Source organism: Kitasatospora sp. NPDC004240, from assembly GCF_053603215.1.
Window position 1 is genome coordinate 15,673 of the sequence record NZ_JBSGFD010000057.1, and the last position, 24,132, is coordinate 39,804.

The 24,132-nt window shown below is 74.5% G+C and carries 24 protein-coding genes; 13 read left to right on the forward strand and 11 right to left on the reverse strand.

The features are described 5' to 3' along the window. Positions 1-4 precede the first annotated feature (4 nt). The 4 genes from ACWEQL_RS17585 to ACWEQL_RS17600 form a co-directional block, all read right to left on the reverse strand. The gene (locus ACWEQL_RS17585) at positions 5-169 is read right to left on the reverse strand and encodes a hypothetical protein (RefSeq protein ID WP_452151156.1); all 165 of its coding nucleotides are present in this window, start codon (positions 167-169) and stop codon (positions 5-7) included. A 142-nt stretch (positions 170-311) separates the two neighbouring features. Next, the gene (locus ACWEQL_RS17590; protein ID WP_452151157.1) at positions 312-2,678 is read right to left on the reverse strand and encodes a lamin tail domain-containing protein; all 2,367 of its coding nucleotides are present in this window, start codon (positions 2,676-2,678) and stop codon (positions 312-314) included. Between the two features lie 188 nt (positions 2,679-2,866). After that, complete coding sequence (locus ACWEQL_RS17595; protein ID WP_452151158.1) at positions 2,867-3,289, reverse strand: PPOX class F420-dependent oxidoreductase; 423 nt, start codon at positions 3,287-3,289, stop codon at positions 2,867-2,869. Between the two features lie 134 nt (positions 3,290-3,423). Further along, positions 3,424-4,851, reverse strand: coding sequence for a D-alanyl-D-alanine carboxypeptidase family protein (locus tag ACWEQL_RS17600; protein WP_452151159.1), 1,428 nt, complete (start codon positions 4,849-4,851; stop codon positions 3,424-3,426). A 213-nt stretch (positions 4,852-5,064) separates the two neighbouring features. On the opposite strand from ACWEQL_RS17600, the gene ACWEQL_RS17605 reads away from it, so the two are divergent. Beyond that, entirely contained in the window at positions 5,065-6,063 is a 999-nt protein-coding gene (locus ACWEQL_RS17605) for an alpha/beta fold hydrolase (RefSeq protein WP_452151160.1), read from the forward strand. Positions 6,064-6,113: 50 nt separating this feature from the next. On the opposite strand, the gene ACWEQL_RS17610 is transcribed toward ACWEQL_RS17605, so the two are convergent. The 3 genes from ACWEQL_RS17610 to ACWEQL_RS17620 all read right to left on the reverse strand — a co-directional run bounded on the left by ACWEQL_RS17610 (position 6,114) and on the right by ACWEQL_RS17620 (position 9,533). Next, a complete protein-coding gene (locus ACWEQL_RS17610) occupies positions 6,114-7,523 on the reverse strand; it encodes a VWA domain-containing protein (RefSeq protein ID WP_452151187.1) in 1,410 nt (469 codons plus the stop codon). A 95-nt stretch (positions 7,524-7,618) separates the two neighbouring features. Then, positions 7,619-8,503: an AAA family ATPase gene (locus ACWEQL_RS17615; RefSeq protein ID WP_452151161.1), complete on the reverse strand. Its 885-nt coding sequence runs from the start codon at positions 8,501-8,503 to the stop codon at positions 7,619-7,621. A 322-nt stretch (positions 8,504-8,825) separates the two neighbouring features. Next, on the reverse strand, positions 8,826-9,533 hold the full coding sequence (locus ACWEQL_RS17620) for a Tat pathway signal sequence domain protein (protein WP_452151162.1): 708 nt from the start codon (positions 9,531-9,533) through the stop codon (positions 8,826-8,828). Positions 9,534-9,950: 417 nt separating this feature from the next. Here ACWEQL_RS17620 and ACWEQL_RS17625 point away from each other — a divergent pair, with 417 nt between their 5' ends. The 4 genes from ACWEQL_RS17625 (at position 9,951) to ACWEQL_RS17640 (ending at position 13,228) form a co-directional block, all read left to right on the forward strand. Continuing rightward, the gene (locus tag ACWEQL_RS17625) at positions 9,951-10,694 is read left to right on the forward strand and encodes a TetR/AcrR family transcriptional regulator (protein ID WP_452151163.1); all 744 of its coding nucleotides are present in this window, start codon (positions 9,951-9,953) and stop codon (positions 10,692-10,694) included. Positions 10,695-10,836: 142 nt separating this feature from the next. Beyond that, positions 10,837-11,559, forward strand: a complete 723-nt coding sequence (locus ACWEQL_RS17630; RefSeq protein WP_452151164.1) for a DUF6230 family protein — start codon at positions 10,837-10,839, stop codon at positions 11,557-11,559. 122 nt (positions 11,560-11,681) lie between these two features. Next, entirely contained in the window at positions 11,682-12,146 is a 465-nt protein-coding gene (locus ACWEQL_RS17635; protein WP_452151165.1) for a DUF6114 domain-containing protein, read from the forward strand. 221 nt (positions 12,147-12,367) lie between these two features. Next, positions 12,368-13,228, forward strand: coding sequence for a globin domain-containing protein (locus ACWEQL_RS17640; protein ID WP_452151166.1), 861 nt, complete (start codon positions 12,368-12,370; stop codon positions 13,226-13,228). Positions 13,229-13,274: 46 nt separating this feature from the next. On the opposite strand, the gene ACWEQL_RS17645 is transcribed toward ACWEQL_RS17640, so the two are convergent. Further along, on the reverse strand, positions 13,275-14,681 hold the full coding sequence (locus ACWEQL_RS17645) for a selenium-binding protein SBP56-related protein (RefSeq protein ID WP_452151167.1): 1,407 nt from the start codon (positions 14,679-14,681) through the stop codon (positions 13,275-13,277). 194 nt (positions 14,682-14,875) lie between these two features. Here ACWEQL_RS17645 and ACWEQL_RS17650 point away from each other — a divergent pair, with 194 nt between their 5' ends. The 3 genes from ACWEQL_RS17650 (at position 14,876) to ACWEQL_RS17660 (ending at position 17,717) form a co-directional block, all read left to right on the forward strand. After that, entirely contained in the window at positions 14,876-15,898 is a 1,023-nt protein-coding gene (locus ACWEQL_RS17650; RefSeq protein ID WP_452151168.1) for an alpha/beta hydrolase, read from the forward strand. A gap of 2 nt (positions 15,899-15,900) precedes the next feature. Further along, positions 15,901-16,755, forward strand: coding sequence for a spermidine synthase (locus ACWEQL_RS17655; RefSeq protein ID WP_452151188.1), 855 nt, complete (start codon positions 15,901-15,903; stop codon positions 16,753-16,755). A 119-nt stretch (positions 16,756-16,874) separates the two neighbouring features. Beyond that, a complete protein-coding gene (locus ACWEQL_RS17660; protein ID WP_452151169.1) occupies positions 16,875-17,717 on the forward strand; it encodes a class I SAM-dependent methyltransferase in 843 nt (280 codons plus the stop codon). Positions 17,718-17,726: 9 nt separating this feature from the next. Here the strand turns inward: ACWEQL_RS17660 and ACWEQL_RS17665 are convergent, their stop codons facing one another. The 3 genes from ACWEQL_RS17665 to ACWEQL_RS17675 all read right to left on the reverse strand — a co-directional run bounded on the left by ACWEQL_RS17665 (position 17,727) and on the right by ACWEQL_RS17675 (position 19,327). Next, complete coding sequence (locus ACWEQL_RS17665) at positions 17,727-18,344, reverse strand: hypothetical protein (RefSeq protein ID WP_452151170.1); 618 nt, start codon at positions 18,342-18,344, stop codon at positions 17,727-17,729. A gap of 406 nt (positions 18,345-18,750) precedes the next feature. After that, positions 18,751-19,074, reverse strand: a complete 324-nt coding sequence (locus ACWEQL_RS17670) for a plasmid stabilization protein (protein WP_452151171.1) — start codon at positions 19,072-19,074, stop codon at positions 18,751-18,753. A 76-nt stretch (positions 19,075-19,150) separates the two neighbouring features. Continuing rightward, positions 19,151-19,327 carry a hypothetical protein gene (locus ACWEQL_RS17675; RefSeq protein WP_452151172.1) on the reverse strand — a complete coding sequence of 59 codons (177 nt, stop codon included), beginning with the start codon at positions 19,325-19,327 and terminating at the stop codon, positions 19,151-19,153. Positions 19,328-19,858: 531 nt separating this feature from the next. On the opposite strand from ACWEQL_RS17675, the gene ACWEQL_RS17680 reads away from it, so the two are divergent. The 5 genes from ACWEQL_RS17680 to ACWEQL_RS17700 all read left to right on the forward strand — a co-directional run bounded on the left by ACWEQL_RS17680 (position 19,859) and on the right by ACWEQL_RS17700 (position 24,065). Next, a complete protein-coding gene (locus tag ACWEQL_RS17680) occupies positions 19,859-20,431 on the forward strand; it encodes a hypothetical protein (protein ID WP_452151173.1) in 573 nt (190 codons plus the stop codon). A 43-nt stretch (positions 20,432-20,474) separates the two neighbouring features. Then, a complete protein-coding gene (locus ACWEQL_RS17685) occupies positions 20,475-21,281 on the forward strand; it encodes a MerR family transcriptional regulator (RefSeq protein WP_452151174.1) in 807 nt (268 codons plus the stop codon). Continuing rightward, on the forward strand, positions 21,278-22,270 hold the full coding sequence (locus ACWEQL_RS17690; RefSeq protein ID WP_452151175.1) for a BtrH N-terminal domain-containing protein: 993 nt from the start codon (positions 21,278-21,280) through the stop codon (positions 22,268-22,270). Before ACWEQL_RS17685 ends, ACWEQL_RS17690 begins: the two co-directional genes overlap by 4 nt. A 370-nt stretch (positions 22,271-22,640) precedes the next feature. Next, on the forward strand, positions 22,641-23,312 hold the full coding sequence (locus ACWEQL_RS17695; RefSeq protein WP_452151176.1) for a DedA family protein: 672 nt from the start codon (positions 22,641-22,643) through the stop codon (positions 23,310-23,312). An 84-nt stretch (positions 23,313-23,396) separates the two neighbouring features. Next, positions 23,397-24,065 carry an O-methyltransferase gene (locus tag ACWEQL_RS17700; protein WP_452151177.1) on the forward strand — a complete coding sequence of 223 codons (669 nt, stop codon included), beginning with the start codon at positions 23,397-23,399 and terminating at the stop codon, positions 24,063-24,065. The last annotated feature ends 67 nt before the right edge of the window (positions 24,066-24,132 follow it).

Consider the following 24,132-nt stretch of genomic DNA (forward strand, 5'->3'; position numbering starts at 1 on the left):
CCGCTCACCGCGCGGCCCCCATCCCCAGGTGGTGCCCGCCCGTTCCGGGCGTGCCCCCGCCGCTCCCGGGCACCAGGCCCGGCGACACCGGCCCGGCCTCCCGTCCGGCCGCGAACGCCACCGCGAACACCACCACCAACAGCAGGGCGAACCCCGCCAACCCACGCAACGACCGGCCACCCGGTGACTTCGTACTCACCTCCCACCAGTCGGCCGCCCCGCCCGGCCGGTTCCCGTACGGATGGAACGGAAAAAGGGGAGGAGCGGGAGGCCGGCCGGCCTCCCGCTCCCGGGGTACGGGGACCGGCGCCTTACGGCAGCGGCAGCCGGACGGTCTGCGGGTCGTGGTCGCTCAGCTGCGCGGCGAACTCGCTGTTGAGGTGCACGATGTCGTAGGAGTAGGCGGTGGCCGCGAGGGCGGGCGAGATCAGGATGTGGTCCAGGACCTGCGAGTTGCCCTCGTAGACGTAGCTGTAGCGTTCGGCGGCGGGCAGGGTGCGCGGGAGGTCGACCAGGGAGCCGCCGGCCGTCAGCAGGTCGGTGGTCACCGAGAACTCGAAGTCGTTGAGGTCGCCGAGGACGATGACCGCGGCGTTCGGGTCGACGGCGAGGATCTGGTCGGTGAAGGCCTTCACCACCGAGGCCTGGTTGTGGCGCTGGGTCTCGGAGGAGCGGGCCGGTGGCTGGTAGCGGCCGAACAGCGGCTGGTCGCCGCCCTTGGAGTTGAAGTGGTTGGCGATCACGAAGACCGGCCGGCCGTTCCAGCGGAACTCGCCCGCCAGCGGCTTGCGGCTGGCGCCGAACGCCGAGTTCGTCGGGTCGATCCGGCCGGGGGAGTAGGCCAGCGACGGCACCCCGCCGGTGTTGGCCACGGAGTTCGCGGTGGTGGCGCCCGCGCCCGGCCGGTCGGTGAAGCTCAGGCCGCGGTCGGTGCGGTACAGGAAGACCTGCCGGATGTTGCCGCCCGGCTCGCCGCCGTCCTGGTCGTTCTGCGGGCTGATCTGCCGGTACGAGTAGGCCGGACCGCCCGCCGCGGAGATTGCCGTGATCAGCCGGGACATCGTCTGGTCGGCGGCGGTGGTGCCGCTGTCGGTCGCGCCGTCGTTGTCCTGGATCTCCTCCAGGGCGACCAGGTCGGGCGAGCGCAGGTTGTTCACCACGGCCGCCGCCAGCCCGTCGAACGTGCTCTGCGGGTCGGTCGGGTCGAGGTTCTCCACGTTGAAGGTCGCGGCGGCCAGTTGGCCGGCGCCGGCTGCGGCGGCGGTCTCCGGGGCGATCCCGCCCGGCGTGACGGTCGGCGAAGTGGCCGGCAGCAGCTTGAAGTTGCCGAAGGAGTAGTCCAGCACGCCGACCGTCGCCCCGGCGAGGGTGTCGCCGACATTTGCGGACGGGGTGGGCGCCAGCAGGTCGTCGACGAGCACCCGCTCCGGGTTGAAGTCGCCCGCCTGCACCACGATCCCGCCTCGGGAGGTTCGGGTGGTGCTGCCGGCCGGGACCACCGGGATCTCGCCGAAGGAACTGCGCGGGCCGACCACCGCCGCGCCGTCCAGCTCGACCCGCATGCCCTCCAGGGACTCCCAGAAGTCGATGCCGTCGGTGGCGGGCTGGAACACCCCGCTCGTCTCCACGCTGCCGGTCGCGTCGTCGTCGATCACCGTCGCCGGCGGGACCCGCCCGCCCGCGCCGACCACCGTGGGCGCCGGCAGCGCCGCGTTGTGGGCGACCAGGGTCACCGACGGCGAGGTCAGTTCGGTGATGGTCAGGTTGGCGGTGCCGCCGGTGCCGCCCGGGCGGAACTCGCTGACCGTCCCGCCGACCGTCACCGAGTCCGCCACCGCCACCGAGGGCGCGGAGCCGGTGTAAACGAACAGGCCCTCGCTGGTCGCCGGGTCGGCGTCCGGCTGCGGGTCCTGGAACCAGAACCCGTTGGCCCCGACCGCCGTCACCACCCCCGGGAGGCCGCTGACGCTCTGGCCGGACCGCGGTGAGAGGTGCGCCGCGCCCTGCACGTCCCGTATTCGGGTGCCCCCGCCGCCGCCCCCGGTGTACGCGGAGTTGCGCGGGTTCGGCGCGGTGAGCGCGAAGTCCGCCGCGTTGGCGTCGGTGTCGACGGCCCCGCCGCCGGCCCGCAGCGCGGCGGTGGTGTTCGACAGGTTCCCGGTCGGCGAGCCCTCCGCCGAGCTGGCCGAGGGGCCGTACCCGAGGAAGTCCCGCACGCCCGGCTGCGTCGCGCACCCGGTCGAGCAGGTCAGGGCGGTGCCGTTGGTCACCAGCGCGACCTTGCCGCTGGTCGCGCTCATCGCGACGGTGCCGGTCGCGTCGGGCGTGGGCAGCGGCGCGCCGGAACCCGCGCCCGCGGCCTCCTTCACGAGGAAGTACCGGCCGGGCGGGATGCTCCCGGACAGCGTGGTCCGCGACCAGGACGACCCGGAGGCCGAGGCGTACTGCACGCTCCAGCCGGTCACGTTCACCGTGGTGGTGCCGCGGTTGTACAGCTCGACGAAGTCATGGGTGTACGGGGCACCGCTGTTGCCGCCCCCGCCGAACACCTGGCTGATGACGATGTCCGGCGAGAGCGCCTGCGCGGGGCTGCCGGGCAACCCCAGCAGCGCCCCCGTCAGGACGGCGGTGGTGACCGCCGCCCCCGCTCGCAGCCGGACTCGGACCTTGTGCCGCATCGGATTCCTCCTGACGACCTGACGACCAGTGGAACATCGGGCGCTGCGTGTGTAGCACCGCCACTGGTGCTGTACCGCGGGCGGCGGCCGACGGCCAGGCGTACAACGGACGAACAGGCGGACCGGGGGAGGCCGGGGCGCGACGGGGGCGAACGGTGGGGCGGCCGGGGCGGCCGGGGCGGTCGGGCTCAGTCGGGGCGGTCGGTCAGCGTGATGCGGATGCCGACCGTGCCCCGGTCGCCGCGGCGCAGCTTGCTGCCGAGCAGGGTGAGGACGCCGAGCAGGCCGTACTTCTGGCGCAGCAGCGTGCGGTACGCGGCGGTGCGCTCGGGGGTGCAGATCTCGGCGACGCCGGGGTACTGCTCGCCGGTCGGGTTGCCGCGCACGTCGCAGGGGCCGACCAGCACGTCGGCGCGGTTGCGGATCCGCTTGACCTTCCAGGAGTCGGCGACGGTCCAGACGCCCAGCGCGTCGCCGTCCCGCACCACCCAGACCGGGGTGGGCACGCCGGTGCCGTCCTTGCGGTAGGTGGTGACCAGCAGGTAGCTGCCGGAGGAGAGGCGGACGAGGCGTTCTAGCTGGTCCTTGGAGGGCGGCGGTGTGGCGCTCATGAGGGGAGATCCTAGACGGCCGTCCCGGTCGGGACCGACGGACGGGCCGACGCGTGCGTGGGGCGTCGTGTGCCGTCCGGCGTGTTCCGGTCCGTCAGTGGCCCCGGTCGGCGGTGGTCCTTCGGTGGCCGCGGTCAGCGGCGGCCGGTGCGCGGGGCGTGGAGGCGGGCGCGGAAGGCGCGCAGGAGCCGGCGGCGGGTGCCACCACGCGCCCGGCGCGCGCCCAGGGCGGTGGATCCCACCGCTCGCGCGCCCACCGCTCGGGTGCCCAGGGCGGTGGCACCCGCAGTGACCGGCGCGGCGCCGATGAGCTCCGGGACGGAGAACTCCGGGACGGCGAACTCCGGGGCGGAGAACTCCGGGACGGCGAACTCCGGGGCGGAGAACTCCGTGACGGCGAGCTCCGGGGCGGCCGGTCGCGGCACGGCCGGGGACCAGCGGCGGCGCCGCTTCAGGCTCCGCCCGGCGGCCAGCAGGATGAGCGCGGCCCCCAGCGCGGACGCCGTCCAGCCGGCCGGCCCGAGCGCGTGGTCGGCCTGCTCCAGGGCGCGGGGCAGGCCCCCGTCGGCGGGACTCGGGGCGGAGGAGGCGGTGGTGTCCTCCACCAGCCGGCCGACCGGGTCGACCCTGCCGGCCGCGGCGAAGCCCCAGTCCAGCAGGAGCGCCGCCTCGTCGTACACCTGAACCTGCGCCTCCGGGTGCATCACGGTGACCAGCAGGGTGCGCCCGCCGCGTTCGGCGGCGCCGGTGAAGGTGGCGCCGGCGTTGGTGGTGTAGCCGTTCTTCACCCCGATCAGTCCGGGGTAACGGCCGAGCAGCTTGTCGGTGTTGGCGATGTCGAAGGTGGTGCGCAGGCCCGTCACCTTGTCCACGGCCCCGGGGAAGCGGGCGGTCCGGGTGCCGCAGTACGACCGGAAGTCCGCGTTGCGCAGCCCGGCCCGGGCGAACAGGGTCAGGTCGTACGCCGAGGAGACCTGGCCCTCCTGGTCGTAGCCGTCCGGGGAGATCACATGGGTGTCCCGGGCCTGGAGGGCGTCGGCGCGGGCCTGCATCTCGGTGACCGTGCGGGCCAGGCCGCCGTTCATGTGGGAGAGCACGTGCACGGCGTCGTTGCCGGAGGAGAGGAAGACGCCCCGCCACAGGTCCTCGACCCGATAGGTGAGGTTCTCCTTGATGCCCACCAGGCTGGAGCCGGGGCCGATCCCGGCCAGTTCGGCGGGGGCCACCCGGTGTTCGGCCGTGCGCTCGAACTTCGGCAGCACGGTCTCGGCGAACAGCATCTTCAGGGTGCTCGCCGGCGGCAGCGGCAGATGGGCGTTCTGCGCGGCCAGCACCTCGCCCGTCCCCGCGTCGGCCACCAGCCAGGACCGTCCGGTCAGCTTCGGCGGCAGCGTGGGCGCCCCGGCCCGCGGCGCCACCTGGACGGCAGAGCGGGCCAGCCGTTCCCCACCGATCACGCTCACCGCGTCCTGCGCCGTCGCCGGCCCGGCCACCGGCCCGGCCGACAGCAGGGCGGAGCCCAGGGCGGCCGCCCAGCAGCTGACGAAGCGTGACCTCTGCACATGCCGAACGTACCCGCACCGCCCCGCGGCCGCCCCGCGCGCTGCTCCGTCCGGAGACCCGCCCGCGGAGCCCGGCGCCGGGCCTGTGCGGCGCCGGTCGCGGGACGTCCGGAGCGGCGCCGCCTCACCCGAATGGCGTAGCCCCGTGCTGGGCATGGTGGAGTCGTACCGGCCGGTAGGGTCCGGTCGCCGACGAACCGCCGAGGAGCCGTGGTGAGCGGTACGGAGATCGCGTACAGGGACGTCCAGCACAGGGACATCGAGGTCAACGGCGTACGGCTGCACATCGCCGAGCAGGGGGAGGGGCCGCTGGTCGTGCTGCTCCACGGGTTCCCGGAGAGCTGGTACTCCTGGCGGCACCAGTTCGCCGCCCTCGCCGGGGCCGGCTACCGGGTGGTGGCCCCCGACCAGCGCGGGTACGGGCGCAGCGAGCAGCCGGAGGCCGTCGACGCGTACACCCTGCTCCACCTGGTGGGCGACGTGACCGCGCTGGTGCGGGCGCTGGGCGAGGAGCGGGCCGTCCTGGTCGGGCACGACTGGGGCGCGCCGGTGGCCTGGGCGGCGGCGACGCTGCGCCCGGACGTGGTGCGCGCGGTGGCGGGCCTGAGCGTGCCGCCGGCCCCGGTGGCCGGGCTGCCCCCGACGAGCGTGTCCCGCGCGGCCTTCGGGGACGGCTTCTACCAGCTGTACTTCCAGCCCCTCGGCGTCGCCGACGCCGAGCTCGGGCAGGACCTCCGCTCGACCTTCCGCCGGGTGCTGGCCGGCGGTTCCGGCGACCGGAGCGGGGCGCACGACCCGAGCGCCTGGGTGGTGCCGGAGGGCGCCACGCTGCTGGACACCATGCCCGAGCCGGAGCGGCTGCCAGGCTGGCTCACCGAGGAGGACGTCGAGGTCTTCGTCGCCGACTACGCCCGGCACGGCGGGCGGGCGTTCACCGGCGGGCTCAACTGGTACCGCAACATCGACCGCAACATCGAGCTGCTCACCGCCTTCGACGGACGGGGCGTCGAGGTGCCCGCGCTGTTCGTGACGGGCGACCGGGACATGGTGAACGCGCTGATCCCGCCGGAGGTGATGAAGGTCCTGCTGGACCGGGTGCCCGGGCTGCACCGGCGCGTCACCCTGCCCGGCTGCGGCCACTGGACCCAGCAGGAGCGGCCCGTGGAGGTCAACGCCGCGCTGCTGGACTTCCTGCGGCACCTGGACGGCTGACCCCTCCCGTCCCCGAGGGTCGCCGCCGTGGCCTCTCCGCCCGTCGGTGCTCAGACCGGCAGCAGCCGCGCGACCAGGTCGGCGAGCCGGCGGGCGTTGCGGCACGGGTGCATGTCGACCACCCCGGCGTACGCGTGGGCGGCCGAGTCGCCCTCGGACCACAGCGCGGGCTGCTCCGGGTTGAGCCAGTGCACCCGCCGGGCCCGCGCGGCGATCAGCCGCAGCGCCGGGAGGTTGGGGTCGCGGTGGTTGGTGCGGGCGTCGCCGAGGATCAGCACGCTGGTGCGCGGGCCGACGGCGTCCGCGTACCGCTCGGCGAATTCGCCCAGCGCCGCGCCGTAGTCGCTGTTGCCGTGCCAGCCGTACACCTCGGCCTCGGTGAGGACCCGCCGGCCCAGCGGCTCCGGTTCGGCGCGCCCGGCCCGGACCAGGTGGGTCACCTCGGCGGTCCGGTTGACGAAGGCGAACACCCGCACCCGGCTGAACTGGTCGCTCATCGCCTGCACCAGCAGCATGGTGAAGTTGGCGAAGCCGGCGACCGAGCCGGAGACGTCGCAGAGCAGCACGATCTCCGGCCGGGCCGGCCGCCGGGTCCGGTACGCCGGGCGCAGCGGTACGCCGCCGGTGGAGAGCGAACGGCGCAGGGTGCGCCGCAGGTCGATCGTCCCGCGGGCGGCCCGGCGCCGGCGGGCGGCCAGCCGGGTGGCCAGCTTGCGAGCCAACGGCTGGACGGTGCGCCGCAGTTCGGCGAGCTGGTCGCGGCCGGCGGCGAGGAAGTCCAGCTGGTCCGGGCTCGGCGCGACGGCCCGTTCGGCGATCCGCTCGGTGCCGCGCAGCTCGGCGACGCGGCGCCGGGCCTCGGTGCCGACCAGGGCGCGGAAGTCCTGGATCCGGCGGCGGATCTCGTCGGCGGCGATCCGGTCGGTGAAGTCGGGCAGGTCGGTGAAGTCCGGCAGGTCGGTGCCGGCCCGCAGCGCGGCGAGCACCCGGGCAAGCAGGGTCTCCGGCCGGAGCCGGCCGAGCGTCTGGTGGGCGGACCAGCCGTCGGAGCCGGGCGTGGAGCCGGTGCCGTAGCGCCCGTACGCCTGCACGGCCTCGCCGGCCAGCCGGGCCAGCGCCTGCCGGTCGTTCGCGGCGAGGGCGGCGGCGAGGCGTTCGCGCAGGTCCTCGGCGTGGTCGTCCCGGCCGGGTCCGGGCGCCCGCCCGTCGTCCCGGGCACCCTCCGGGGCGCCGGCCCGGGTGCTCTCCAAGGCGCCGACGCCGAGCGGGAAGAACAGGTCGAAGGTGGCGTCGAACACCGCCCGGTGGCCGTCGGTGCGCAGCAGTGCGGCGGCGAGGCCCGCGCGCAGCTGCTCCCGCTCGGCCAGCCCGAGGACCTCGACCACGGCTGCCGCGTCCACGGTCTCGGCCGGTCCGATCCGCAGCCCGTGCCCGCGCAGCGCCCGGACGAAGGCGGTCAGCCGTACGGCGACGGCGCCGGGTGTCGGTGCGCCGGCCGGGGCCGCGTCCGCCGTGTTCGGGGCCGCCGCGGCCGGGGCCGCGTCCGTGGTGCCCGTCACGCCAGGGTCAGCTTCCGGGTGGCCTTCAGCACGTCCTCCTGGTGCTTGAGGACCACCCCGAGGCTGGCGCCGACCACCGCCTCGTCCAGGGTGTCGGCGCCCAGCGCGAGCAGGGTGCGCGCCCAGTCGATGGTCTCCGCCACCGACGGCGCCTTGCGCAACTCCATCGCCCGCAGCGCGCCGACCACCCGGACCAGCGACTCGGCGAGCACCGCGTCCAGGCCGGGCACCCGGAGCTCGACGATCCGCCGCTCCAGCTCCGCGTCGGGGAAGTCCAGGTGCAGGAAGAGGCAGCGCCGGCGCAACGCCTCGGACAGCTCCCGGGTGGCGTTGGAGGTGAGCAGCACGAACGGGCGGCGGTCGGCGGTGATGGTGCCGAGCTCCGGGACGGTCACCTGGAAGTCGCTGAGCACCTCCAGCAGCAGGCCCTCGACCTCGGCGTCGGCCTTGTCCAGCTCGTCGACCAGCAGCACGGTGGGCTCCTCGCCGCGGATCGCGGTGAGCAGCGGCCGGGTCAGCAGGAACTCCTCGCCGAAGATGTCGGCGCGGGCCTGGTCCCAGCTCTCGCCCTGGCCGGCGGTGATCCGCAGCAGCTGCTTGGCGTGGTTCCACTCGTACAGTGCGCGGGCCTCGTCGATGCCCTCGTAGCACTGCAGCCGCACCAGCCGGGCCGCGCCGACCCGGGCGACGGCCTTGGCCAGCTCGGTCTTGCCGACCCCGGCCGGGCCCTCCACCAGCAGCGGCTTGCCCAGCCGGTCCGCGAGGAAGACGGTGGTGGCCACCGCCGTCGACGCCAGGTAGCCGACCTCGGCGAGGGCACGGGTCACGTCCTCCACCGACTCGAAGAATCCCGTCCCGGTGGTCCGTCCTTCGCCGCCCATGCCCTCAACTCCCGTCCGACCGACCTGTGCCCAGAACCCTACCGGCCGGTCACTTCCGGGCGGCGTCCGCGCCGCGATCCGCCCGCGCCGCAATTCGTTCGACCGGCGGGCGGAGGCGCTGGAGCGCTGGGTGGCGGACCGGGACGGTGGCTGCGCGGGCTGATGGGGGACGTCACCGCCGCCGACCCGGGAGTGCGGTTCGGCGGCGGGATCGTCCTGGGGGCACCGGATTCGCCGGCCGAGGCGGCCGGTCGGGCCGTCGAGCGGCTCTTCGCGGCGCTCCCGGGACGCGATGAGGTCCTCTGTTCCGTTACGAGAGGGCCTAGTTGACGTAGATGTGCGGTGCGCCCGGCACGCTGGAGTCGCTCACCGGGCCGTAGGTGGCGCTGAACCAGCCCACGGAGAAGCAGGTGCTGGGGCCGGAGTACTTGTTGAACGGCTGCGCGGTGAAGCCGATGCTCAGGTTGGTGTTGGAGGTGGTGCCGGCGATGCTGCCGGGCGCCCGGTAGACGCAGGTGATGGTGCCGAGGATGGTCCGCAGCACCACCGTGGTCTGCATCGGCGTGCCCGGGCCGGACGGGCCGAGGGTGACCGGGTTGCCGGCGCTGTCGCTGACCGCGTTGGTGAACGGCAGGTTGTTGACGGTGATGCTCTGCACCCCGGTGACGCCCAGCACGTTGCTGGTGCAGGAACCGAAGGTCTGGGTGTCCAGCCGCTCGGTCGCCGTGCCGGGGGCGTCCGGGTTGTCGGTCACGGTGGCGGAGAACGAGGAGGCGGCGCACTTGATGCCGCTCGTCCCGGTCGCGCTGGAGTAGAAGGTGGCGTAGGTGCCGGGCAGCAGGTTGGCGGTGAGCACGTCGCCGACCGCGACCGCGGTGCCGCCGGCGCTGCCGTGGGTCAGCACGGCGGTGCCGGTGGTGCGGGCGGGGGAGGCGGCCCGGTCGGGGACGGCCTGGGCGGGGGAGACGGCGGTGGCGGTCAGCGCCGCGACGGCGAGGGCCGCGGCGGGGAGGGTGCGGCGGATGCGCATGAGGGTGTGCCTCCGTACGGAGTCGGGTGGGGGAGTGCGGTTCCGGTTCCGTACGTCCCTCGCGGACCGGCGGCGGACCGGCGATGGTCCGGCCGGTGCCGTGGGGACGTGGTGCCGCGTACGGCGTGCCGCGTACGGCAGGCCGTGGGGGGCGTGCCGCACAGGGCGTGGTGGCACGTACGGCGCGCCACGGGCCCGGCGCCACGGGCCCGTTCACGGGTGGGGCGAGCGGGGGTTCCCGCCGACGGCTGCCACCGTCGGGCGGGCGTTCGCCATACTTGCCGTGCGGTACGCGGGGGAACGTCGGGCGGACGGCTCGCGGGGAGCCGGTCGCCCGGTTGGAAACCTGCGAGTGTTGTAAACCCGACGCTTCGTCAATGTCAATGGCATGTACAGGAGTTGGGGGTGGAGATGACGATGGGACTGAATCCCGTCCAGGGCGGCGAGACGCTGCTGCCCGGCGCCAGGGCCGGCCGGGACCCGGCCAGGTCCATCAAACGCGGGCCGAGCCGGCTGCCACCCGGGGTGGTCGCGGCCACGCAGCGCGAACGGCTCTTCGACGCGCTGGTGCACACCGTGGCCCGGCAGGGCTACCAGCACGCCACGGTCAGCGACATCTGCCGGGCGGCGGGAGTGACCCGGCCGGTGTTCTACGAGCTGTTCAGCGGCAAGGAGGACGCCTTCCTGGCCACCCACCGGCACGGCACCGGGGTGGTCATCCGGCGGATGGCGGCGGCCTTCGCGGCCGAGCCGGAGGACTGGTGCGCGGGGATCCGCGAGGCCCTCCGCGCGATGCTCCAACTGCTCGCCGGCGTACCGGCCTTCGCCACCATGGCGGTGATCGAACTGGAGGCGCTGGGTGCCTCCGGGCGGCAGGAGCGCGAGCACCTCCTCACCCGGTTCCGGACGTTCTTCGTCGAGGTGCCCCAACCGCCCGGAGGCGTACCGGCCCAGGGCCTGGTGGACGCGGTCGTCGGCGGGGTGTACGCGACGCTGTACCGGGCGATTGACGCCGGGCGGACCCGTGAACTGCCCGAACTGCTGCCCACCCTGGGCCTGTTCTGCCTGGCGCCGTTCCTCGGCCCGGCGGAGGCGGCCCGGCGGCTGGCCGCCGGTGATCCTTCGTCCACCCGTCTTGACCGGTCCAATACCGGGCAGTAGCTTCGCAGTTGAGCCACTGCGGCCCGAACGGCCCCGCCCCGCTGCCGAGGGGCGGCCGGTCCACGGTCCGGAGCCGCAGACGCTGTCCGCGCCAGGACAACGTGCCAGTGCCTGCACACCCCCACCCTTCGAGGGAGCACACATGGCCATGTCCGAGGACCCTGCCCGCACACCCGAATCCCCTGACGCACCCGGTTCCACCGACTTCACCGATTCCCCTGATTCCACCGATTCCGCCGGGGCGCCTGCGGCCGAGACGTCCGGAGCCGCCGGCCACCGCGGCCGGGTCCGGCTGAGGCGGGCGGCGCTGATGGCCGTCCCCGCCGTCGTCGCCGCCGGCGCCCTGATGACGCTCACCGCACAGGGCGTGCTCGCCGCCCAGTTCGCCATCTCCGGCATGCCGTTCACGGTCACCGCGGACAGCCTGGACGGCCAGGGCTTCGAGCAGTTCGGCGGCCTGGACCACATGATCGAGGGCAGCCCGAACGAGGGCGACACCGGCGGCCAGGTGCTGGTGGCCATCTCGGCGATCAAGAACGCCTCGCTCACCAAGCTCTGCCAGAGCGTCGACCTCGGCGGCATCAACCTGCTGATCAGGGCCGGCGACGCGGGTACACCGGTCACCGCCACCGACCTCACCACCGACTCCGACCTGCTCTCCGGCGACGCCTCGTTCACCAACATCGAGATCGGCGGCGACGCCAGCACCTTCACCAAGGCCGGGGTCAAGGGCCAGCCCGGGGTCTTCGGCCAGCAGGCCGACACCGTCACCATCCGCAACCTGCGGCAGCACAACTACGCCACCACGGCGGGGGCGTTCAAACTGCCCAACCTGCGGCTGAGCTTCAGCTCGGAGGGCTGCTGACCATGGCGGCGGCACGGCGCGCGCGGGAGAGATCGGAGTCGTCGGGCTCGGCGAAGCCGTCGGGGTCGGACTCGTCGGGGTCGGCGGAGTCGCCGGGTTCCGGTCCGGGGTCGCCGAGGCCGGTGACGCGGTCGCGCAGGCGCCCGGGCTGGCGGGCCCGGCGGCCGTTCTGGGGCGGGGTGCTGGTGCTGCTCGGCGGCGCCGAGATCCTGTTCACCCTGCGGGCGCCGCTGCCCGTCGTCCTCCACATCGGGATGCAGGGGCTGGCCGGCTACCTGGTCCCGGTCGTGCTGGTCCTCTGCGGCGTGCTGATCCTGGTCAACCCGGCGCAGCGGCTGTTCTACTCGATCCTCGCCGTGCTGCTGTCACTGGCCAGCTGGCTGACCTCCAACCTCGGCGGCTTCCTGATCGGCATGCTGCTGGGCCTGGTGGGCGGCTGCCTCACCTTCGGCTGGCTGCCCGACCAGCCCCCGCGTCGGCGCCTGCGTCAACTGGTGGGCGCGCGCCGGTCCGCCGTCCCGGCCGATCGGGCCGCCCCGGCCGCCCCGGGCGCCTCCGCTCGGGCCGAGGCGGCCGAGACGGGATGACCCCGGGCGGCCCGCGACGGGGCCGGCCCGCGACGGGGCCGGACCGGGACCAACGTCCCCGTCCGGCCCGTCGGACCGGGACCATCGGCCCTTCCCGGCCGTCGGCCCCGGCCCGTTGAATGACCGTACGGCCACCGGGGGTGAACTCTCTTCTGCCAGCCTCCGTCCGAGTGAACTCCCGGTGTCCGTACAGGAACTGACGTGTGATTAGCTTGCTGATCATGGAGTTCACCAGCACCGCCGCCACCACCGACGAGTACGACCGGCTGATCGCCCGTCACCACGCGATGCTCCTGCGTCGGCAGATCCTCACCCCGGGGCAGTCGTCCCCCGCCCCGCCGTCCGCGGTCAGGGCCGCGGACCACGACGGCGCCGGCGACCGCCGGCTCATCCTGGGCACCCTCCCGCTGGTCGCCCCGCTCGCCGAACTCATCGACGACCTCTACGCGTTCATGTTCCAGCGGCGGCCCTTCCTGCGCCCGCTGTTCCCCGGTTCGATGGAGTTCCAGCAGGTCCACCTGGAGCGGATGTTCGAGTTCCTGATCGAGCACCTGGACCGCCCGGACGAGCTCGCCGACCGGCTGCACCGGCTCGGCCGCGACCACCGCAAGCTCGGCGTCCGCCCGGTCCACTACGAGGCCTTCGAGGAGGCCCTGCGCGAGGCCCTGCGCCACCGCGCGGGCACCGGCTGGAGCGCCGCCCTGGACGCCGCCTGGACCAGGATGCTGCGCTTCGCCGTCACCGCGATGGTGGCCGGCGCCGAGTCCGCGCTCACCGAACCCCCGTACTGGCACGCCGTGGTGACCGGCCACGAACGCCGTCACCCCGGACTCGCGGTGATCCGGGTGCGCACCGGCGAGCCCTACCCGTACCGCGACGGCGGCCACGGCACGGTCGAGCACCCGCTGCTGCCGCACAGCTGGCGGCAGTACCCGATGGAGGGCGTGCCGGGCGCGGACGGCAACGAGCTGGAGTTCCACGTCCGGCACACCGGCGCCGACGGGGTCGGCGCCGCCCTGGTCGAGCGCACCGCGGTCGGCGACCGGCTGCGGCTCGGCCCGCCCCGCGGCGGCCCGGCCTGAGCCGGCCCGGCCGCGAGGGGTCCCGTCGCGAGGGCCCGCCGGCGGCTCAGCGGTAGCAGTAGGAGTCCGAGGAGGCGTCCCCGCCCGCCAGGTGCGTCTGGTGCACCCGCAGCCCCCGGAACTCCGCGCCGTGCGGGAAGAACCGGTGGTCGACCGTCAGCCCGCCGGCCTCGGTGTCGGCGTCCAGCTTGACGATCCACGGCTCGATGCCGTCCGGGTAGAACTGGTCGTCCCACGCCCCGTACAGCGAGTTGGTCAGGTACACCCGCCGCCCGTCCCGGCTGATCTCGACCATCTGCGGGCCGCCGTTGAGCGGGGTGCCGGGCTCGGCGGGGTGCGGGGTGCGGGCGGTGATGCCGCCGAGCCGCACCGAACCGGTCAGCCGCGGGTGGAACGGGTCCGACACGTCGTACTGGAACAGCTCCCCGGTGCCCCAGGCCGAGACGTACAGCCAGTGGTCGTCCACCGACAGGTTGATGTCGGTCACCAGCGGCGGCACCGCGCCGAACGGCTGCAGGGCCGGCGGCAGGTCCTCCGACTTGGCCGGCTCGGCGGGTATCTCGATCACCTTGCGCGCGGTGAACGCCTCGCCCTGCCGGTACCAGAGCCACACCGAGGCCGACAGGTCCTCCACGTTGGTCACCACGCTCGCGAAGCCCCACTGCGCCTGCGGGTCGTGCGCCGGGCGCAGTTCCAGCACCATCTGGTACTGGTCCCCGAGGTCGATCCGTTGCAGGTGCCGGCCCGAGTCCAGCTCCCAGAAGTGCAGCGCGTGCCCGTACTTGCGGCCCAGCAGCAGCTCCGGCACCACCCCGTTCTCGACCATCCACGGCGTGCCCCACTCGCTGGTCACCCCGATGTTGCTGCCCAGGTGCCACCAGACGTCGTACGCGAAGACCTGCGGGCCGCGCTCGGTCTCCCAGGCGCGCAGCACGTCGAAGGTGGTGTGGTCCAGCAGCGCCACCCCGCCCGGTCCGTCCCCGTCCTCCGCCCCGCCGAGACAGGACAGGAACACGCCCCCCGGCCCGCAGTGCAGGGTGTGCGGCCGCGAGTACCCGGCTCTCGCCGCCAGTTCCTCCGCCTCCACCGTCCGTACCAGTCTCGGGCGCACCGGGTCGGGCCGGGTGTCCAGCACGTGCAGCCGAGAGGACCGCAGCCCCGGCAGCAGCAGGTACCGCCGCTCCGGGTTCTCGTGACAGGCGTGCGCCAGCGCGCTGGAGCAGGCGTTCCAGCCGAAGTGGTGCAGCTCGTCCCCGGTGTGCGGCATGTCGGCGAAGTTCAGCACCCGCCCGTACGTGGCCGAGTCCGGATCGGTGTCCACGGTGAGCAGCGCGTCCGGCCGCCGCGCCGAACGGTCGAAGGCGGCGACGTACGCGAGCTTCTCCGGCGGCGCCGCGATCGCCTCGCCGGGGGTGCGGTACAGGGACGGGTCGGAGTGCCGGCCATGGGCCATCAAGTACCTCAACTCTGCTGGACGACAAGGAAGATGACAACAGTCCGAGCAGCCTTCCACAGAACCGCGGGCGCACAGCAGGCGCACGGGGGGCGCTGCGCCCGACGCGCGCGGGCGAACGCATGGGCATTGTCACACCGGCGGGTCCCGCTCAGGTCCCGGCCCGGAGGCTACGAGCCAGTACAGTCGGGCCCGTGGAGTTCCGAACCGACATCCTGGGCGCCCCCTACGAGGCCGCCGACCTGCCGCTCACCCCCGACGAGGAGGGCGAGGCCACCGCCACCCTGGTGCGCCGCCTCGTCCCCGGCTCCCGACGCGCGGTGCTGTACGTGCACGGCTACGTCGACTACTTCTTCCAGACCCACCTGGCCGACCACTTCACCGAGCTCGGCTACTCCTTCTACGCCCTCGACCTGCGCAAGTACGGCCGCTCGCTGCGCCCCCACCAGTCGCCCAACTTCGTCCGCGACCTCGCCGTGTACGACGAGGAGCTCGACGCGGCGGTCCGGGTGATCCGGGAGCAGGACGGCCACACCCGGCTGTTGGTCAACGGCCACTCCACCGGCGGACTCGTCGCCGCCCTGTGGGCCTCCCGGCGCGCCGGGCGCGGCATCGTGGACGGACTGTTCCTCAACAGCCCGTTCCTCTCCATGCCGGCCGCCCCCGCCGTGCGCACCCTCGGCGCCCCCGCCATCGAGGCGATCGCCCGCCTCGCCCCCACCCGGACGCTCCCGTCCTCCCTCAACCCGCACTACGTCCACAGCCTGCACCGCGACCACCGCGGCAGCTGGGACTTCGACCTGCGCCTCAAGCCCGCCGAGGGCTTCCCGATGTACGCCGGCTGGCTCGCCGCCATCCAGCGCGGCCACCGCCAGGTGCGTCAGGGCCTCGGCGTCGACTGCCCGGTCCTGCTGATGGCCTCCACCGCCTCCATCGCCACCAACCGCTGGCACGCCGCCCTGCACCACGCCGACGCCGTGCTGCGCGCCGACGACATCGCGGCCCTCGGCCCGCGCGTGGGCCGGCACGTCACCACCATCCGGATCAAGGGCGGCATGCACGACCTGGTGCTCTCCGGCGAGACCGCGCGCAACCAGGTCTTCACCGAACTGGACCGCTGGCTCACCGCCTACCTGCCGGAGCCGGCCGAGGCCGGGGAGTCCGTCGAGCCCGCGAAGTCCTCGCAGCCGCAGACCCGGCCCTCCGAGTCGAAGTGACGCTGCCCCCCGACGAGCCCCGCCCGGTCACCCGGACGGTCGGCCTCGGCACCGCCAAGCTGCTGCCCGACCTCGACCACGACGGCGGCTGGCTGCTCACCCTCGACGACACCCCGCAGTCCTACGTCGACCTCGGCGACCCGACCCACCTGGAGTTCGAGTACACCCGGCGGATCGGCCACCTCGTCGACGCGATCGCCCCGGCCGGCGCGCCGCTGACCGCCCTGCACCTCGGCGGCGGCGCGCTCACCGTCCCCCGCTACCTGGCCGCCACCCGGCCCGGCTCGCGCCAGCACGTGGTGGAGGTCGACGGACCGCTGCTCGACCTGGTCGCCGAGGTCCTGCCCTGGCAGGGCCCCGGCGCCGACATCGGCACCGAGGTCGCCGACGCGCGCGAGGCCCTCGCCCGCACCGCGCCCGGCTCCCTCGACCTGGTCGTCGCCGACGTCTTCCAGGGCTCCCGCACCCCCGCCCACCTCACCTCGGTGGAGTTCCTGCGGCTGGCGGCCGCCGCACTGCGCCCCGGCGGCTGCTACGCCGCCAACCTCGCCGACGGCCCCCCGCTGGACTTCGCCCGCGCCCAGGCCGCCACCCTGAACGCGGTCTTCCCACAGACCTGCCTGATCGCCGAACCGGCCGTCCTGCGCGGCCGCCGCTACGGCAACATCCTGCTGGTCGGCTCACCCGACCCGCTCCCCACGGCGGAACTGGCCCGCCGGCTCGCCGCCGACGTCTTCCCCGCCCGCCTCACCGACGGCCCCGACCTGGCCGCCCTGACCGCCCGCACCCCACCGGTCACCGACGCCACCGCCACCCCCTCGCCGCCCCCGCCCGACGGCGCCTTCAGCGTCGGCTGACCACCCGTCCGGCCCAGCGGCGGACGGCGGGTCGGCCCGGCCCCGCCCCCCGGATGCCACAATCGGCGGGCAGGGCCCGGCGGGCCCCGCGGTCACCACCCCCGGAGGAGCGAGCAGCGATGAACGGTGCCGTGAGGTTCGACGCCGTCCCCGAGACCGCCCTGTGGACGCTCCACCAGCGCGCGGTCGAGGCCCGCCGCCCGGACGCGGTCCTGCACGACCCCAAGGCCGTCGAACTGGCCGACCGTATCGACTACCCCTTCGCCGAACGCTTCGGCACCAGCGCCGTCCAGGCCCAGCTCCAGGCCCTCCGGGTCGGCTGCTTCGACCGCGAGGTGGAGGACTTCCTCGTCCGCGAGCCGCGCGGCACCGTCGTCTGCCTCGGCGACGGCCTGGAGACCCAGTTCTGGCGCGTCGACAACGGCCGCGCCCACTGGCTCTCCGTCGACCTCCCCGAGGCGATGGCCCTGCGCGAACAGCTGCTACCTCCCGGCCCGCGCCAGCGCTATCTGGCCGCGGACGCCACCGACCTCACCTGGACCGACGAGCTCGACCGCGATCATGGCGTCTTGGTCACAGCACAAGGCCTGCTCATGTACCTCCCGCCGCCCCAGGTCAAGGCCCTCATCGCCGGCTGCGCCGAACGCCTCCCCGGCGCCTCCCTGGTCCTGGACGCCGTACCGCGCTGGTTCAGCCGCCTCACCCTCACCGGCAGGATGCGCACCCACGCCTACCAGGCCCCGCCCATGCCCTGGGCCATGGACGCCGCCGAACAGCGCAAGCTCCGCACCGCCACCCCGGCCATCACCACCGTCCGCGACGTCCGCCCCACCGGCGGACGCGGCCTCCTCGGCGCCCTGCTACCGCTGGCGCTGGCACTCCCACCCTTGGCCCGCCGCCGCCCCACGGTCACCGTGCTCCACTTCGCCGACCGGCCGCAGGAGCCCGACCGGGCCTCCTGAGCGGGCCGGTCAGCGCAGCAGGGCGAAGGTGAGGGCTGCGGTGCCGCCGAGGGCGGTGCCGGCCAGGATCTGGGCGAGGGTGTGGGCCTTCAGGACGAGCCGGGACCAGCCGACCGCGACGACGAGCAGGGCGCTGGGGAGCATCACCGGGCCGAAGGCCAGCACGAGGATCATGGCGGCCCCGCCGGCGACCGAGTTGTGGATGGAGATCTGCCAGCCGACGGTCACCAGCAGCGAGGTGACCAGGCCGACCAGCATCGCGACCACGAGGGCGGAGACGTCGCGCGGCGCGTCCAGCAGGTACACGGTGGCGATGCCGACGACGACGGAGACCAGACTGAGCGCCATCGGGACGAGACGCTGGCGGCGGACCCGGATGTGCTTGTCGGTCAGCTCGCCGCGCCTGACACCGAACAGGATGATGCTGATCGGGATGACACCGCAGAACAGCGCCGCCAGGAGGCCCCAACCGAGGCCGGACCACGACTCGGTGCTGTGCCAGCCGACCAGCAGCAGGAGCGCGATCACGAGGTTCGCGGGAGCCAGGACGTCGGTGATGACGCGCGCCGCCTTCTGCCGGGGGGAGCTGTCGGCGAAGGCGGGTGGGGCCGGCGGGGCGAACGTCATGAGGGTGGCTCCGGTGATGAGGGCGGTCCGGCGATCGGTACGGGCACGCGCGAAGTCGGCGGCGGTCGCGGAGAAGTGGGCGTCGGACAGCCGGAGCAGGAGCGCCCCCCCCGACGCCGGGACCGCTCCGCACCGGGCCGCCGTCCACGCACGTCAGATCCTATGTGGACATGCACATGCGTTCGCACGGCCCACCGATGCACCACACCCCCACCGCTCCGGCCACCCCGCGCGTACGAGGACTTTGCGGCACGGTCGGTGAGGGCTGATCAGTTCGGGTCCGGGTCGGGCGCAGGGTGTGCGGACACGGACGGTTCGACTCCCTTCGCCGGGATGACCGGGAGGACCGGGATGACCCGGCCGCCGAACGGCTCCGCGGTCGCCCGGTCCGTCCGTGCTCGCCCGGTCAGTGGCCGAGGGCGTCGGCGAGCTGTTTCTTGTTCATCGAGGACCGGCCGTGGATGTTGCGCTGCCTGGCCTCGTTGTAGAGCTGGTCGTAGGTGGGCCCCTCGGAGCCCGAGTGGGAGCGGCGGCCGCCCCTCCTGGCGGACGAGGTGTCCTGGACGGACGAGCGGCTGGCGGTCTTCGACTCGCCGTGCCGCGCCCGCTCCTTGTTCACCGTACGGGCGGCGATCTCCTTCGCCCGCTTCTCGCTCTCCCCGCGGTCCAGCGCGCTGTCCTTGATGTGCTCGTACTGGCGTTCCCGCTTCTTGTTCGATCCGGCCGGCATGGCTCCTCCTCGGGCGTCCGGTACGGCCGGGCGCCTACCCGGCACCCCGCGCGGAAACCCGCGTGGAAACCCCGCGCTACTCGGAGGCGCTGGGCACCTCCAGGGGGTCGCGGGTGGCCGAGCGCTTGGCCGCCTCGAGGAGGTCGCCGACCTCCTGGAGACGGTTGCGGCCCATGGCCTTGCGGACCTCGGGGAACCAGTCCTGCTCCTCCTCCTCGACGTGGTGCCGCACGTTCTCCATCAGCACCGTCATCCATGTGCGCGCCTCCTGTCGGTCGTAGGGTCCGTGGTCGGTCCCTGTTCGTGTTCCACCGGTGTCCGGTGTCCGGTGTCCGGTGTCCGGTGTTCGGCGGGCGTACGGGCGTCACGGCGCCTGCCGGTCGGCCGCCGGCGGCCGCGGGGCCTCGTCGTGCCCCGCCCCGTGGGCCTCGGCCTTGGCCCGTACGTCGCGCGCGGGGGGGGGGGGGCGATGCCCCGTTCCTCCGCGGACCGTTCCCGGGTCTCCTCGTCGGGCCGGGGGTCGTTGTCGTTCCCGTCGCGGGTGTTCATCACGTCGTCCTCTCGTCGGAGCGGTCCGGGATCGGATCCCGCGCCTACCCGGCCCGCCCGTCCGCCATGCGCGGCGAACGGGCGGCGGCGGACGGTTTGCGTCCGCTCCCGGTGGGCAGCCGCGACCTTCGGACCACGAGTACGGCCGAGCGCGAACGGCGGAGAGGGTGGTCGACGTGAAGGCAGTGGTGCACAGGAAGCCGGAGCGGCACCGGACCCTTGGAGGAGCGACGCCATGACCACGCCCGCCCCCGACCGCGAGCGGCTGCTCGCGATCTACCTCAACGACCATCTGGCCGGCGCCTACGGGGGCGCCGCCCTCGCCCGCCGGATCGCGCGGGAGCACCCGGACGGCCCCGGCGCCGACGACCTGCGCACCCTGGCCCGCGAGATCACCGAGGACCGGGACGAACTCGTCGACCTGATGCGCTCGTTCGGCGTCCGGCCCCGCTGGCACCGGCAACTGCTCGGCGCCGCCGCCGAGCGGGTCGGCCGGCTCAAGCTCAACGGCCGGCTGGTGCGCCGGTCACCGCTGAGCGACCTGCTGGAGCTGGAGGCGATGCGCACGGGCGTCCAGGGGAAGACCGCGCTCTGGAAGACCCTGCGGGCGGCGGCTCCGGACGGCGACCCGCTCCACACCCGGCTGTGGCGGCTGGCCTCCCGCGCCGAGCGGCAGGCCGGGATCCTCGACGCCCGGCAGGCCGAGGCCGCCGCCCGGGTGCTGCGCCCGGCCCTCGCCGGGAGCGCCCGGGCGCCCGCGGGGACGTCCCCGGGGGCTTCGCGCCGTACGGCCGTCCGGCACGCGTGACGGCGTTGGACCCTCCCCCCGTGGGAGGGTCCACGATGAGGGCGTGCACGACGAACTCCTCACCATCGGGCGCTTCGCCCGCCTGTGCCGGCTCAGCGTCAAGCAGCTGCGGCACTACGACGAGACCGGGCTGCTGGCCCCGCTGCTGGTCGACCCGGCCTCGGGGTACCGGTACTACGCGCCCGAGCAGGCGCGCGACGCGCTGACCATCGCCCTGCTGCGGGACATGGACCTGCCGCTGGCGGTGATCGCCCGGGCCCTCCTGGCCGGGCCCGAGGAGCGGGCCGGGATCCTGCGCGCCGAGCGGGACCGGCTGGCCGAGCGGATCGGTCGGGAGCAGGCGCGGCTGGCCATGCTGGACCGCCTCGCGGAGGGCGGGCTGCCCGGTTACGAGGTGGCCCTGGGCCGGGTGCCCGCGCTGCGGCTGGCCGTGGTGCGCGCGGTCTGCACGCCCGCGGGCATCGGGGAGGCGGTCGCCGGGTGCGTGGGCCGGCTGCTGCCCGCGCTGGGCCGGGCGGGCGTCGGGTGGGAGCCGCCGCTGTGGGGGCTGTACCCGCTCGACCTGGGGGAGCGGCTGGACATCGCCCTCGGGGCGCCGACCGCGCGGGGGGAGGGCGCCGAGGGCCTGGAGTTCGAGGTGCTGCCCGGCGGACCGGTCGCCGAGACCGTGCACCTCGGGCCGTACGCGCAGCTGCCGCTGGCGTACAACGCGCTCTTCGCCGCCGTCCACGAGCGCGGGCTGCGTCCGCGCGGGCCCGTACGCGAGGCCTATCTCGTCGGTCCGGCGGAGGCGCCGCAGGAGGAACTGATGACCCGGTTGATCATTCCCGTCGAGGAGGACACGGCATGAGCGTGAGGGTGGACGTCGAGGCCCGCGGTGGGCGGCACTGCGAGACGACGGCGCTGGGGGTGCTGCTGCGCCACGAGGGGCTCGACCTGTCCGAGCCGATGCTCTTCGGCCTCGGCTCCGGGCTCTCCTTCATCTACTGGGACGGCCGGAACCTGGACTTCCCCTTCCTCGGGGGACGCGTCAAGCCGTTCGAGCTCACCCGGAACCTGGCCGCCGGGCTCGGGCTGGAGCTGGACGTCCGGGAGACCGCCTCCGCGCGCAAGGGGTGGGAGAACGTGACGGCCGCCCTCGACGCCGGCCGGCCCGTGGGACTGCAGCTGGACAGCTACCACCTGGACTACTTCACCTCGAAGGCGCACTTCGGCGGCCACGTCGTCGCCCTGTACGGCTACGACCGGCACGACGCCCACCTGGTGGACACCGACCAGCAGGGCGGGGCGGTCACCACCGGGCTGGCGGGCCTCGCCCGGGCCAGGGCCGAACGCGGCCCGATGACCGCCCGGCACCGCTCCTTCACCCTCGCCGTCCCGGCCGCAGCGCCCGACCCGCGCGACCGGATCGTCCCCGCGATCACCGCCTGCGCGGAGTCCTTCCTCAACCCGCCCATCGCCAACCTGGGCCACCGCGGCATCGAGAAGGCCGGCCGACAGGTCCGCGGCTGGCTGGAACGGACCGACGACCCCGGGCGGGACCTGCCGCGGGCCGCCCGGCTGATGGAGCTGGCCGGCACCGGCGGCGCCCTGTTCCGCAACCTCTACCGCGACTTCCTCGCCGAGTGCGCGCAGCGGCTCGACAGCGACCACCTGCGCACCGGCCACGCGCTGTACGCGGAGGCGGCCGTCCTGTGGACGGCGGTCGCGGAGCTGATCACCAGAGCCGGCGAGTCCCGTGACGCACGCCACCTCGACGAGGCCGGCGCCGTCCTCGGCGAGCTCGCCCGGGTCGAGCGGGAGGCGATGACGGCGCTGAGCCGCCTGGGCGGGGGCTGAGGGCCCCGGGGCCTCCCGGGGCCGCCCGGGCCTCCCGGGCGGTGGCTCCGGGTGGGCGTTCGGTGCCTCCCCGGCGGTTCGCGCGCCCGTGCCCGCGCCCGTGCCCGCGCCCGTGCCCGCGCCCGTGCCCGCGTTCGTGCCCGCGTTCGTGCCCGTGCCCGTGCCCGGGCCCGTTCCCGGGTGGCCGATTCGTGGTGTGCGGGGAACCACGCCGCGGGCCCGTACGTCGTAGTCGGGGGTGATCGGCCGGGGGGACAGGCCGCCCGGCGCGTTAGGCTGCCCTTTCGGGGAGCGGCGTCGCCGCCATCGGAAACCGTCGAGACGCGCCTGGCCGGGCGTCGCCTCGGCCTGCCACGGAGGTACCGGCCTTTTGAACGTCGCAGAGTGGATCGAGGGCATCCCGCCCGTCGCGGTCTACGCCATGGTCGGCCTGATCATCGGCCTGGAGAGCCTCGGCATTCCCCTGCCCGGCGAGATCGCGCTGGTCTCCGCCGCACTCCTGTCGGCACAGGGCGTCGTCAACCCGTGGGGCGTCGCGATCTGCGCGATCGCCGGCGCGATCATCGGTGACTCGATCGGCTACTCGATCGGGCGCAGGGGCGGCAAGCCGCTGTTCGAGAAGCTGGGGCGCAAGTTCCCCAAGCACTTCGGGCCGGACCATCTGGCGAGCGCCGAGCGTTCGTTCCAGAAGTGGGGCATGTGGGCGGTCTTCTTCGGCCGCTTCATCGCGCTGCTGCGCATCTTCGCCGGCCCGCTGGCCGGTGCGCTGAAGATGCCGTACTGGCGCTTCCTGATCGCCAACGTGCTCGGCGGCATCGTCTGGGCCGGCGGCACCACCCTGCTCGTCTACCAGGTCGGCAAGGCCGCCGAGCACTACCTGAAGAGCTTCTCCTGGATCGGCCTGGTCCTCGCCGTCGTCGGCGGCGCGTTCTCGGCCTGGCTGGTGAAGCGCAAGGCCGCCAAGGCGAAGGCCGCCCACGAGGCCGAGGACGCGGCGCAGGGCGCCCCGGCCACGCCCGCGGTGGGCGTCACCGCCGACTGACGGTCCGTCCGGCTCGTCGCACCGCCGGGGTAGCATTCGGGCGTATCCCGGCGGTGACCGACGACGCAGCACGTGGAGGACCGGATGAACCAGCCCACCTGGGACGCGGTGGACGAGTACTTCTCCGAGCGGCTGGTCGGCCACGACCCGGTGCTGGAGGCCGCCCAGGCCGACGCCGACGCGGCGGGCCTGCCCCGGATCGCGGTCGCGCCCAACCAGGGCAAGCTGCTGCACCTGCTGGCCCTCACCCAGGGCGCCCGCCGGATCCTGGAGGTCGGCACCCTCGCCGGCTACAGCGCCATCTGGCTGGCCCGCGCCCTGCCCGCGGACGGCACCCTGATCACCCTGGAGATCGACCCGAAGCACGCCGAGGTCGCCCGGGGCAACCTCGCCCGGGCCGGCCTGGAGAAGACCGCCGAGGTCCGGCTCGGCCCGGCCGCCGACTCGCTCGCGGCGCTCGCCGAGGAGGGCGTCGAGCCCTTCGACCTGGTCTTCATCGACGCCGACAAGGTCGGCAACCCCGACTACTTCGGCTGGGCCCTCAAGCTCACCCGGCCCGGCTCGCTGATCATCGTGGACAACGTGGTGCGCGGCGGCGCGGTCGCCGACGCCGACTCCACCGACCCCTCCGTGCTCGGCACCCGGCGGCTGCACGACGTGATCAACGCCGAGCCGCGGGTCTCCGCCACCTCGGTCCAGACGGTCGGCAGCAAGGGGTACGACGGCTTCACCCTGGCCCGCGTCCAGGCCTGACCGGACCGGGCGCGGCCCCGGGAACGGCAGGTCGGCAGGACGGCGACAACGGCACCACGAGGAAGCG